Annotated in this window: 11 protein-coding genes; 1 reads left to right on the plus strand and 10 read right to left on the minus strand. The window is 48.9% G+C overall.

Annotated elements, in window-relative coordinates:
* Positions 1–18 precede the first annotated feature (18 nt).
* The gene (locus ACN08W_RS07970) at positions 19–1,944 is read right to left on the minus strand and encodes an NHL domain-containing thioredoxin family protein (RefSeq protein ID WP_419109222.1); all 1,926 of its coding nucleotides are present in this window, start codon (positions 1,942–1,944) and stop codon (positions 19–21) included.
* A gap of 295 nt (positions 1,945–2,239) precedes the next feature.
* Here ACN08W_RS07970 and ACN08W_RS07975 point away from each other — a divergent pair, with 295 nt between their 5' ends.
* Positions 2,240–3,640, plus strand: a complete 1,401-nt coding sequence (locus ACN08W_RS07975; RefSeq protein ID WP_419109223.1) for an amino acid permease — start codon at positions 2,240–2,242, stop codon at positions 3,638–3,640.
* 3 nt (positions 3,641–3,643) lie between these two features.
* On the opposite strand, the gene ACN08W_RS07980 is transcribed toward ACN08W_RS07975, so the two are convergent.
* The 9 genes from ACN08W_RS07980 to rpmB form a co-directional block, all read right to left on the minus strand.
* Complete coding sequence (locus ACN08W_RS07980) at positions 3,644–5,926, minus strand: cytochrome c oxidase assembly protein (RefSeq protein ID WP_419109224.1); 2,283 nt, start codon at positions 5,924–5,926, stop codon at positions 3,644–3,646.
* Positions 5,883–7,193 carry a Dyp-type peroxidase gene (locus ACN08W_RS07985; RefSeq protein WP_419109225.1) on the minus strand — a complete coding sequence of 437 codons (1,311 nt, stop codon included), beginning with the start codon at positions 7,191–7,193 and terminating at the stop codon, positions 5,883–5,885. Before ACN08W_RS07985 ends, ACN08W_RS07980 begins: the two co-directional genes overlap by 44 nt.
* Positions 7,194–7,251: 58 nt before the next feature.
* Positions 7,252–8,076 carry a copper chaperone PCu(A)C gene (locus ACN08W_RS07990; protein WP_419109226.1) on the minus strand — a complete coding sequence of 275 codons (825 nt, stop codon included), beginning with the start codon at positions 8,074–8,076 and terminating at the stop codon, positions 7,252–7,254.
* A gap of 63 nt (positions 8,077–8,139) precedes the next feature.
* Positions 8,140–8,721 (minus strand): copper resistance CopC family protein, encoded by a 582-nt coding sequence (locus ACN08W_RS07995; protein WP_419107508.1) that lies wholly within the window; start codon positions 8,719–8,721, stop codon positions 8,140–8,142.
* Between the two features lie 23 nt (positions 8,722–8,744).
* Positions 8,745–9,383 (minus strand): hypothetical protein, encoded by a 639-nt coding sequence (locus ACN08W_RS08000; protein WP_419109227.1) that lies wholly within the window; start codon positions 9,381–9,383, stop codon positions 8,745–8,747.
* Between the two features lie 158 nt (positions 9,384–9,541).
* On the minus strand, positions 9,542–9,829 hold the full coding sequence (locus tag ACN08W_RS08005; protein ID WP_419102420.1) for an HU family DNA-binding protein: 288 nt from the start codon (positions 9,827–9,829) through the stop codon (positions 9,542–9,544).
* 70 nt (positions 9,830–9,899) lie between these two features.
* Complete coding sequence (rpsN, locus tag ACN08W_RS08010) at positions 9,900–10,205, minus strand: 30S ribosomal protein S14 (protein WP_419102421.1); 306 nt, start codon at positions 10,203–10,205, stop codon at positions 9,900–9,902.
* Positions 10,206–10,208: 3 nt separating this feature from the next.
* Positions 10,209–10,379: a 50S ribosomal protein L33 gene (gene rpmG, locus ACN08W_RS08015; protein ID WP_145175751.1), complete on the minus strand. Its 171-nt coding sequence runs from the start codon at positions 10,377–10,379 to the stop codon at positions 10,209–10,211.
* 2 nt (positions 10,380–10,381) lie between these two features.
* Positions 10,382–10,618, minus strand: a complete 237-nt coding sequence (gene rpmB, locus ACN08W_RS08020) for a 50S ribosomal protein L28 (protein ID WP_419102422.1) — start codon at positions 10,616–10,618, stop codon at positions 10,382–10,384.
* Positions 10,619–11,222: the final 604 nt, after the last annotated feature.

Raw genomic sequence — 11,222 nt, forward strand, 5'->3', positions numbered from 1 at the left:
TGCCTAAAACCTTTTTTCTTAGGAGTTTACGCCTCGTAGGTCGAGAGTGAGTGTTTCTTCTCCTTCACCGTCGACAACTACGGGAATACCCCAGTCTTGTTGGTAGAGGTGGCATGCTGCGTGTTCAGGAATTTCTTGTCCTTCTTCTCCGTCGCAGGCAGCAGCTCGAGCGGTAATGTGTAGTACCGCATTATTAATTTGGGGGTTGAGAGTTAACGAACGTTGTAGCCCTTGGGATGTTCCGGCTCCTGAGAGGATGAATTCTTCAGGTGTCGAAGATACCTGTAACTGGGTGGGGTCTCCCCAACGGTAATCAAGTTTTTGTCTCGTTGGCGCACTAAAACGGGCCACGAGTTGCAGGCTCTCCCCTTTGAGTGAGGTCGCTGGGCGTGCTGTTTGTGATGATCCTTCATCAATTTTTTGTGCATTTTCAGGGATATTGATGCGGATGAGTTGGTGTGCGTTAGCTTCTACTACGATTAGGCGAGCGCCGGTGTCTGTATGTTCGATAAGGACGTCTGAGGGTTCGTCTAGGTCGCGGATGAGCGTTGTTACTTCTTGTGTTTCGGGTTGGTATCGGCGGATAGCACCGTTGTAGGTGTCAGCAATAGCTATTGATCCGTCAGGTAGGGCGGTCAGTCCGAGGGGGTGTTGTAGTCGTGATGTGGTGCTGTTTCCGTCAACGTATCCGAAGTCGAAAAGTCCAACGCCTATGGCTGTTTCTATGTGTGGGGTGTTGTTTTCAAAGCGGATGAGACGAAGTGCGGAGGTTTCTGAGTCTGCAACCCAGATGTTGCCTTGATGGTCTTCTGTTAGCCCGGAGGGTTGGGCGAACCAGCTGTCTTGGGTTGTTCCGTCTTTGAGTCCTTCAGCTCCTGTTCCGGCGAATACACGGATTCTATTGGTGTGTGGGTTGTAGCTGAAGAGTTGTTGTGTTCCAGCCATGGCGATGATGAATTCTTGTGCTTGGTGTGACCATGTGATGTCCCAGGGTGAGGAGAGTGCAACGTCGGTTGGGTTGAGGTTTTCTGGGATGTGGTTGGGGTCTTTTGAGCGTGCTTTTTCGCCGTCGATGAGGCGTTGTACACCGTTGCCAGCGATGGTTGTGATGCGTTGGGTTTTCCAGTTGAGGGCGCGGATACGGTGGTTGACGGTGTCTGCGATGAGGATGTCGTATCCGAGTGTTTCGCGGAGTTCTTCAGGTACGAGGCATAGACCTTGTGGCTCGTTGAAGAGCGCTTCATCGCTGTTTCCGTCTTTCCATCCTCGTTGTGTTGTTCCGATGGTGCGTTGCGCTGTTTCGAGGTCGGGGTTGAGTTGTACGAGTCGGTGGCGTGCACTGTCGGTGACAAGGTAGGTGGTGATGTTTTCTTCGGAGTATTCGGCGGGTAGTTCGATAGCTTTTCCGGGGAAGGCTAGGGTGCCTTGTGGTTTGGGGCGTGGGACGTAGGGGCTGTTGCCGTAGCGTAGAGTGCCGGATTCTTTGTGTTCTTGGATGAGTTCTTCGACGAGTGTGGTGAGCCCTTGAACGTGTCCTTCTCCGGAGAGGTGCGCAACGATGTATCCTTCGGGGTCGATGACGACGAGTGTGGGCCAGGCTCGTGCAGTGTAGGATTGCCAGGTGCTTAGTTCTGGGTCGTCGAGGACGGGGTGCGCGATGTCGTACCGGTCGATAGCTGCTTCGAGGGCTTTAGGGTCTGCTTCGTGTTCAAATTTTGGTGAGTGTACTCCGATGGTGACGAGGACGTCGCCGTATTGTTCTTCGAGGGGGCGTAGCTCATCGAGGACGTGGAGGCAGTTGATACAGCAGAGTGTCCAGAAGTCGAGAATGACAATTTTTCCGCGAAGGCTTTGTAGGTTGAGGTCTTTGCCTCCGGTGTTGAACCATCCGCGTCCGGTTAATTCGCTAGCGCGTACCTTGTGTGAGCGTATTGTGTTGTTCATTCGAGGTAGTCTTTCGTATTGATATTGGTTCGTTGATGTGTGTTTACACTATCTTAGGATGTATTTTTGTCTGAAAGTATTTCTTTTCTTGAGGTAGTGCTTGTTATAGATTGTCATATTTTGTGATGTTGTGTCATATAGGTGATGTTCTCTTTTATTTTGTTATTACCCCTTGTCGGAGTAGTCTATGTAGCGGTAAAAACACTTTCCTGATGGTTGTGTATGGGCTTGTGTTGTTGTTTGCGTTTTAGCAGAAAGTAGCAGTTTGGCTATGTCTCATGATTGTGAGAGTTCTATGTCGTCAGTATCTGATGGTTCTGTTGGGTTGGTTTCTCCTTCTGAACGTTCGTTGACGAAGTCGTTGAGTCCTCGTCATCTTTCGATGATTGCTTTAGGCGGGGCTATTGGTGCGGGTCTTTTGGTGGCGTCTTCTACTGCTATTACGGTTGCTGGTCCTGCTGTGATTCTTTCTTATGTTTTCGCTGGTGTTATTTTGACTCTGGTAATGCGCATGTTAGGTGAGTTGTCTTCAGCGTCTCCGCAGACTGGTTCTTTTTCTGCGTATGCTCATCGTTTTATTGGTGCTTGGGCGGGTTTTACCGTGGGGTGGTTATATTGGTGGTTTTGGGCTGTTACGGTTGCTATTGAGGCGACGGCTGCTGCCACGATTATTTCTGGGTGGTTTCCGGCTTTTGAGCAGTGGGCGGTTGCCGGTGTTCTTGTTCTTGCTTTGACGCTTTTAAATCTCGTGTCGGTTCGGGTTTATGGGGAATCTGAGTTTTGGTTTTCTTCGGTTAAGGTGTTTGCTTTAGGTCTGTTGATTGTGTTGGGTGTGTTGGCGCTTGTAGGTGTTATCCCTCATTCTTCTGCGGGCCTTTTTCAGTTGGTTGGTCATGGTGGGTTTTTCCCGCATGGTGTGGGTGCTGTGTTTAGTGCGCTTCTTGCCGTCATTTTTTCAATGTTTGGCGCTGAGATTGTTACTATTGCAGCTGGTGAATCAACGCATCCGCGGGAGTCTGTGGTGAAGGCTGTACGTGCTGTGTTGTTGCGTATTCTTATTTTTTATATTGGTGCTATTGCTGTGACGTTGTGTGTGGTTCCGTGGACGTCTATTGTCTCGGGTGTTTCACCTTTTGTGACGGTTTTTGAGAGTTTTGGTGTTCCGTATGCTGCGGTTGTAATGAACATTGTGGTTCTTACGGCGCTTATCTCGTGTTTGAATGCATCGTTATATAGTTCTTCTCGCATGCTGTTTGCTATGGCTTCGCGCGGTGATGCTCCGAGGTTTTTGGGTGGGATTTCTTCGGTGGGTAGCCCGTGGGTTGCGGTTATTTTTTCTTCGTGTGTGGGTGTTGCGTCGGTTCTTTTGAATTATTTTATGCCGGATGCTGTTTTTAGTTTTTTGGTGAATACGACCGGTGCTACTGGTATTTTTGTGTGGCTTTTTATTGCGGTGTCTCATCTTCGTTCTCGCCGTATTCTTTTGGCAGAGGGTGTTGATGTGACGGCTCGTGCGGATGTGCTTAAGATGTGGGCTTTTCCGTATCTTAATTGGGTGCTTATTGTTGTGTTAGTTGCTCTTTTGCTGTTTATGGGTGTGAGTGTAGAGCACCGTTATGAGGTTCTTATCTCTACTGGCGTGGCAGTTGTGGTGGTGTTCTTTGGGTGGTTGCGTTCTGTTCGCGTAACTCGTTAGTTGTTATTGTGATGTTGAGTTTTCTTCGTTAAGTTTTTCAAGCATTTCGTTGTAGGCTTTGAGGTCTGCGTCGCCGTCTCGTTCGGCTTGCCGGTCTAGTCGTTTGGCAACTTTTTTGTCGGATGCTGCCCATTGAATACCGACGGCTACAGCGATGAGCATGGTGGGTAGTTCGCCTATCCCCCACATGAGTGATCCGCCAAGTTTTTGGTCGTCGATGGCGGATAGTCCCCATTCTCTTCCAAGGTTTCCAAACCATGATGCGGCAAGTAGTGTTTCCATATTCATCATGGCAATACCAACAAATGCGTGGTACCCCAACGTTGCGATGAGGAGGATGAGACGCATGGGGTAGGCAGGACGATACGGGATGGGGTCGATGCCGATAAGCACGAGAGAGAAAATGTATCCGGTCATTAAGAAATGGATAATCATCAACTCGTGGCCCACGTGGTAGGAGAGTACGAAATTGAGTAATGGTGTGAAGTAGACGATGACGATAGAACCCGCAAAGTTAACGGCTGCGAAGATGGGGTTTGTGACGATTTTGGACCATCGAGAGTGAATAATTCTCAAAATCCATTCTCGTGGGCCTCGTGTTCCGTCTTGGCGAGGTTCTAAAGCCTTCAAGAGGAGTGTGATAGGTGCTCCAAGGACGAGAAAAATGGGAACAATCATGGTCAGTGACATGTGTTCCACCATGTGCGCGGAGAAGAGTACTCGACCGTAAATGGCTAAGGCTCCGGATGTGACATAGTTCAGTGCGAAGAGTCCAACTAGCCAAGAGACGGTTCGCATGATGGGCCATGTTCCACCAGCTTTTTTCACACGATAGTAGGCCCATAGGTAAAAGTATCCTGCACAGCAGATGAGGAATACCCATAGCCAGTCAAAACGCCATTGTGTAACCCAATGGGTGAGAGAGGGTTCTGGTGGCATGTCGTACCAGGTGATGATGCGTACAGGTGGGGCGTCGGTTGCAAGGGTTTCTGGAACGGGCGGGGCGGTTCGAGAGAGTGATACGGCTAGTCCACTTGCTGCGCCCATAATCATAATCTCAGCGATAATTGCGCGCCATATGCCGATGATGGGGCGAATTTCCCCACGTGACATAGCAGGTATGAGGTAAAGTCGGTGAACTGCACCTATGACCCCTAGCATCATGGTCAGGATGAATTTTGTGAGAATCATATTGCCGTAGGCTGTGGTGAATAGTTCAGAAAGATTATTCATACGCACAGCAGCGTTAATAATTCCTGATAGAACAATAAGAATAAATCCGAAGAGTGCTACTGCAGAGTATCTTCTGAGAACCACAATTGCCATTGGGGCACGACGGTTCAGAGTAGTATTAGTGCCTCGCTCTTGTTCTACGGTGGTGCCGGTTCCTGCTTCTGGTGCGCTAATTTGCTGGGAGATGTAGGCGAGCGCAATCAGCCCACCGCACCAGCTGATAGCTCCTAAGAGGTGCAGTCCGAGGGAGTTGACGGCTCCCATATGGTCTGCACCGCCGGCGGAGTGTCCGCCTAATGCCATATCGATGATGGCGATTAGCGAAATACCCCAGGTGATAAGTAGTCCTAGTAGTGAACGTACCGCAAAGATGAGTGTTGATACGGTAGCTGCAACGATGATTGTTGTGGCTTGTTCTTTTCCTGCATCGATGTCGGTGATGTAGCTGATGAGTTCTGATGCGTAAGAGCTTGCAGCGGTTATCGGTCTGCCTGAGATGTCGGAGTAGGTAAGTACGAGCACTGCTATAGCGGTGAGTGTCCAAGTCACTGATAGTGCTGATGCGAAGTTAAGCAGTGCGGTAAAGGGAGGGTATTCTGCTCGTTGTTTTTGATGTTGAGTGGAGTTTTTTCGGAAGGTTTTTGTGTTCAGTGTTGAATCCCTAAAGCGTGGGATGATGCCTATAGCAAAGATGAGAGCACCCATTGTTGCCATCATGGCGAAGTTATGAAGTACTTCAACGATAGGTAGCCCCCAGCGGACAAAGGCTCCGGCGTCGACAAGAGCAGTTGCGTTGCTTTCGCCGGTGACGAGTAATGACAGGATAAGTAGCAGCAGGGCTGATATGGGAAATGCCCAAATCCATTGGCGGCTTACTCCCCCGTAAGAGAGTGCTTTGATAAGCTGTGAGGTCTTCTCTTGAGGTGTTTTTTGTTGCGTAAGTCGTCGCTGCGCCATGAGGTTGGTTGTTCCTGTGTTGTGGTGTGGTGTGTCTGTGGTGATGGGCTTGTTATGGCTGGGAGGGTTTGAAGAGGTTTTCTCCGATAAATCCATTTTCTTGGCATCCGGCGGGAATCGCAAATACTGCTGATCCGATGGGTACCGTCCAGGTGTTCAGCATGTCGAGTTGTGCTAAGCGTTTTTGGATGGGAACGAATTGTTGTGTGGGGTCACTCTGGTATGAGGCGAAGATTAGTCCGCTTTGGGAGATGCCTCCGGTAGTTTCTCCATGTCGTGAAAAGCCTGATGCGTCTGTTACAGGAAGGTCGTAGTTGTATCCTCGTCGAAGGATACGTTCTTGGGGTTCTTGTGGGCTTGCTCTACGTATGTGTGCGTAGGGTGCGATGACGTTAAATCCGAGGTGGTCTGTTGCCGAGAGGTCGGGTATGTCGTGTTCTTTTTCTCCGGTAAGAGGTGCTCCGTTGCTTAGCTTTCTGCCAACGGCGTCTTCACGTGCAATTCTGTCTGCTTCGTCCCAGGTGTCGATATTCATATGGATACGTCGGATGACGATAGAGGTTCCGTTCTCTTCCCATGCGGGGGTCTTAGGGTGTTTTCCCCATACGACTTGTTCCATGCTGTTATCTGATGTTGTGGGGTTGACGGTCCCGTCAACTTGCCCAAAGAGGTTTCGCATGGTCTGCCCGGGTTTTTGGGATCCGTACGCGTGGCGGAATCCTTCTTGTACCCATCGGATAGTTCCAAAAGTTCGGGTGTCTTTGAGTAGCATTCGTTGCGCATGGGCGACGGTCATTCTGTCGTCGGCGCAGATTTGAATGAGGAGGTCGCCGTCACTCCAGCGTTCTTGTAGCTGGTCGATTTGCGCGAAGGGTGGTAGTGGTTTGAGCCATGGTGGTTTTTGGCGGGGGTTTGCTATCTCGAAGATTTTTTCGCCAAATCCAAAAGTAATGGTTAGTGACGCTGGAGTTTCTGCGAGTTCTGGTTCTTGGTCAACGATTGGGGCGTGTCCTTGAGTGAGTTGCGCGGCGTCATCGGTGAGGATTCTGAGCAGACGGCTTAGCTGTTGAGCGTCGGTATCGTCGTTTAAGTCGATAGCGATAAAATGCCCAATTGCTGGTGCTGGTGTGTCTATTCCAGCTTGCCGTGCCCCGTAAAAGGATGTTCTCGATTCCTGAAGAGGTGCAACTTTTTGTTCTTTTGTTGTTTCTTGGTGGGTTTCGGGAGACATCCTATGGATTGTTTCTGTTGCAAGAGCTCCGATACCTGCGCCGAGGGCACCTGCAACGAGGTGTCTACGTGTTGGTGCTGGTCTTGTTTCTTTGTCAGAAATGTGTGCGGGGGTCTGCTCAGAATCACTCATCGGTTTCCTCAAGGTGGAGGTTTCTAAAACGCTATCAGCGCCTTAGATGTCGTAGGTATTATTGTGCGCATTGTGGAAGCATGGTTTGGGAGTTGTCTTCGCTTTCAGACATGCCATCCATATGGTGCATTCCTTCGTGTGAGTCGCCGTGTTCATGGGAGTGCTCACCATGTTCGTGGGAATGTTCGCCGTGTTCGTGGGAGTGCTCACCATGTTCGTGGGAGTGCTCACCATGTTCGTGGGAATGCTCACCATGTTCGTGGGAATGCTCACTACCTGCAGGAGTATGTTCCTCGCCAGGAGCATACTCTTCTTTCGCACCAGCATAATCGCGAGCGACTGCTTCAAAGCCAAACTCTTGACCATCTTCGGTTTTGAGGGTGACATTTGCACGAAGTCCTGCAGGTAGGGAACATTTCATTCCCACTGCCATAATGTGGTTTCCGCCTGGTTCAAAGACAAAATCTTCTCCGGGGTTGATGGTAAAACTTGTCACTTGTTTCATCATCGTTGAGCCGGTAGCGGGGTCCTTCTCTGTAGTATGCAGTTGCGTATCATCAGAGATAGAGCTCGTCGCAGAAACAATGGTGATGGGTTTATCCGTCGTGTTTTTTACTTTCCCGAAGAACGCGGTCATACCACCTTTTGTAGCTTTAACCCAAGTATCAGAAAAGACCAGTGCACTATTTTGCTCAGAGGCATTCGTTGTAGTTTCTGTAGGTGTCGTAGCAGTACTGCTAGCATCTGCAGAAGATGTGGGAGTAGCCGAGCTTTGAGAATGATGGTTTGAGGTATCTTGTGCTCCGCAGCCCGTAAGGACAAGCGCACCAATAGCGACAGAGCTCAATAGGACAGTAGTTTTGGGTGTAGAAATCTTAAACATGAGTATTCCTCAAAAAATATAATAAAACGCTTTTAGGAACGTTTGGTGATAGAAAAAGATGCCTTAGGAAGAACGCCTGTTCTTAAGAAGGAGAACGATAACGGCAACTACCGTAGCTAATGTTGCGAGAGAAAAGATAATGCCTTTATTTTTCTCGATCAAAGAGGTTTCTGGCGCATCCTGTTTTTCGGTTGAAGCTTCGTGAGTTGCTGTTGCTTCTGTAGCCGATGTTTTCGGTGCACCTTCACCGACGACGAACTCGTATTTTCCTTGAATGGGATGTCCATCTTCAGAAACTACTCGCCACGTAACGGTGTATGTTTCGTTAGCTTTTTTGTCTCCTGAAAGTGTCGTCGAGACATCTTTTCCTGAAATTTCTGGAGATTCGCTAGCGATAGATTCCCCCGTCGAGGTTGTTACTCGTACTTGGTTAGCTCCATCGACATCTAAAATATTCCCACTATATTTGAGGGTGATTTTGTCAGGTAGCTGGTTAAGGGTTTCTCCATCGGCAGGAACCGTAGAAATAAGTTGGTCATGGGCTTGAGCTGGAGTAATGGCTAAGGTGCTCAAACCTAACACTAATAGTGCGTATAGAGCAGAGATTAGTGTTTTATGGAGTGCACGAGATGGTGCTGTCTTCATATATATTCCTTCTATTGTGTTGTTTAGTTATGGAAAGAACAACGCAATAGAGGTGGGCCTCGTCGAGGCTGTGTAAGAAGAAGTAGCAGGGTATGGAGCGTCTGCTCAAAAAAGTAGATTGGCACACGGTATGTTCGGGGAAGGTGAATGTGTACCGGTGGAGTCCAGAACAGTTCTGTCAGGCGAAGGCTTAGGGCGTTGAGACAACGACGAATCGTTTCTTGTCCATAGCAGAACATGCCAAAAGTTATTGCTGCCGCACCGATGTGAAAAAGCACCATCAGTGGCATATTCCCATGATGCGCATGGTGGGTAGTAGTCTCTAGATGCAAGCTAAAGTTGAGCCGTTGAGCTCCATGATGATGGCGGTGTGTATCGGTCAGTGACGTCCCGCTATATGCAAGCATGAGATGCAATAATCCTTGTCCAAGGAGTATTGCTCCAGCTAAGAGATATTTTGATATGCGATACGTACTAAACGGCAAACAAGCTAATGCTGTCAGTGCGGTGCAGAGAAGCCAGATAATAGGGTGAGGCAAACCGCCTCCTGCAATACCGTGAGCAAGAGCTCCTACTGAGGTGGAGGTTAGTGCGGTACACCATGCACGCAGTAGTTGTTCAGTACGTTCAGAAGACGAGCAGTCGAGGGATGTGTGTGTCATCCGTTGTGGCTCCTCTCCTGTGTATCCAATACTTTTTTCTAGTGTATCTGAGGTTTCGTCCTCTTGAGGTTACTGAAACATCTATACCCGTAGATATACAGAAGAGGTTGCTTCATCTTTCGATGAAACAACCTCTTTTGTAAGTCTTTGACAAGTTTTTATTTCTTGTTGGAGACTGCTGCCTTCAGCTTGGAACCAGCGGTCAGCTTAACACCATGACCAGCAGGAATCTGAATAGTTTCCCCGGTCTGTGGGTTGCGACCGGTGCGTGCAGCGCGGTCAGTGCGCTCAATAGCCATCCAACCAGGAATGGTAATCTTTTCGCCTTTGGCGACAGACTTCTCAAATACCTGGAATAGTGCGTCTAGCACACCGTTTACAGCTGCCTGGCTGGTGCCAGCTTTCTCTGCAACCTCTGCGACGAGTTCGCTGCGGTTCTTAGCCATAGTTGCCCCTCCTGAGACTTTATGTTTATCTAGCGATTAGCTCAGTAGCTAAATCGTTACTAGCCAAACCTTACCAGCTTGACTTGGTGATACCGGGCAATTCGCCGCGGTGTGCCATTTCACGGAAACGGACGCGAGAAATGCCAAATTTTTGGAAAGTACCGCGGGGGCGGCCGTCAATCTGGTCACGGTTACGAACACGTACTGGAGAAGCGTTACGAGGAAGCTTCTGCAGTCCGAGACGAGCAGCTTCGCGCTCTTCCGGAGTAGCGTTTTCGTCGACTAGGGTCTTTTTGAGCGCTAGGCGCTTTTCTGCGTAACGTGCAACGATTTCTTTGCGCTGTTCGTTACGAGCGATTTTGGACTTCTTAGCCATGTCTTATCGCTCCTCTCGGAATTCTACGTGCTTACGAACAACGGGATCGTATTTCTTGAGGGTCATACGGTCGGGGTTGTTACGACGGTTTTTGCGGGTTACGTAGGTGTAGCCGGTACCCGCAGTGGACTTAAGCTTGATGATAGGACGTACGTCCTTGGTCTTTGAAGCCATGATTAAATCTTCTCCCCGCGTGCAATCATTTCTGCAACAACAGCATCAATACCACGAGCATCAATAACTTTGATGCCCTTAGCGGACACGTTGAGGGTTACGTTGCGGCGCAGTGAAGGCACCCAGTAACGCTTCTTCTGAATGTTCGGATCGAAACGACGCTTGTTGCGACGATGCGAGTGGGAAATGCTGTGTCCAAAGCCGGGAACAGCTCCGGTCACCTGGCAGTTTGCTGCCATAGTTTTCTCCTCCATTTGTTGACGTAATGACGGTGCGCAGGCGGTACATACTTAGCACAAGTGCAAGTTGTATGAGCGTCCCGTCACCAAGGTAGAGCACCGGGTTATTCGCCGGGCTGGAGTGTATGAGACTCAGCTTGGGTGAGAAAACAAGCTAAATCCCCGCCGCGGAATAACGGTGAATAGTTCAAGGTGTCGAGAGGTGTTGCCACCAATGCGACAGCCTTAAATACTATGTAAATACTGGCTTTTATGCAACCTAAAACCACCTTTAAGAATGCAAGATTCCTAGAAACTCAACGCTTCATCAAGGCGCTCACACCTCAAAAGATGGCATCAGGTATACTTTCAAGTCATACACAAGTCTACCATAAGTTTATATTTTTGCTTGTCAAAACTGTTTTTAAGATTATTTTGTCTGTCTTTCCAGCTTTTTAAAACAGGGTTTGACCCCGATAAATTACATGCATGAAATTTACAGTGTGAGATTAACGGCTTAATTTTTTCACTCACATTATTCCAACATACAAAGAGGCGTGTCACCCCCAAAAGATTTGGGTGTAACGCCACATCAATTTAACCATTAAAGGTTTAAGCCTAGAAC

Origin of the sequence: Rothia sp. CCM 9419 (genome assembly GCF_048512815.1) — a bacterium.
In the GTDB taxonomy this organism is placed as follows: domain Bacteria; phylum Actinomycetota; class Actinomycetes; order Actinomycetales; family Micrococcaceae; genus Rothia.

Coding starts and splice junctions, on each gene's coding strand:
- ACN08W_RS07970 (WP_419109222.1), bottom strand. CDS start 1,944: ATGAACAACACAATACGCTCACACAAGGTACGCGCTAGCGAATTAACC.
- ACN08W_RS07975 (WP_419109223.1), top strand. CDS start 2,240: ATGTCGTCAGTATCTGATGGTTCTGTTGGGTTGGTTTCTCCTTCTGAA.
- ACN08W_RS07980 (WP_419109224.1), bottom strand. CDS start 5,926: ATGGATTTATCGGAGAAAACCTCTTCAAACCCTCCCAGCCATAACAAG.
- ACN08W_RS07985 (WP_419109225.1), bottom strand. CDS start 7,193: ATGAGTGATTCTGAGCAGACCCCCGCACACATTTCTGACAAAGAAACA.
- ACN08W_RS07990 (WP_419109226.1), bottom strand. CDS start 8,076: ATGTTTAAGATTTCTACACCCAAAACTACTGTCCTATTGAGCTCTGTC.
- ACN08W_RS07995 (WP_419107508.1), bottom strand. CDS start 8,721: ATGAAGACAGCACCATCTCGTGCACTCCATAAAACACTAATCTCTGCT.
- ACN08W_RS08000 (WP_419109227.1), bottom strand. CDS start 9,383: ATGACACACACATCCCTCGACTGCTCGTCTTCTGAACGTACTGAACAA.
- ACN08W_RS08005 (WP_419102420.1), bottom strand. CDS start 9,829: ATGGCTAAGAACCGCAGCGAACTCGTCGCAGAGGTTGCAGAGAAAGCT.
- rpsN (WP_419102421.1), bottom strand. CDS start 10,205: ATGGCTAAGAAGTCCAAAATCGCTCGTAACGAACAGCGCAAAGAAATC.
- rpmG (WP_145175751.1), bottom strand. CDS start 10,379: ATGGCTTCAAAGACCAAGGACGTACGTCCTATCATCAAGCTTAAGTCC.
- rpmB (WP_419102422.1), bottom strand. CDS start 10,618: ATGGCAGCAAACTGCCAGGTGACCGGAGCTGTTCCCGGCTTTGGACAC.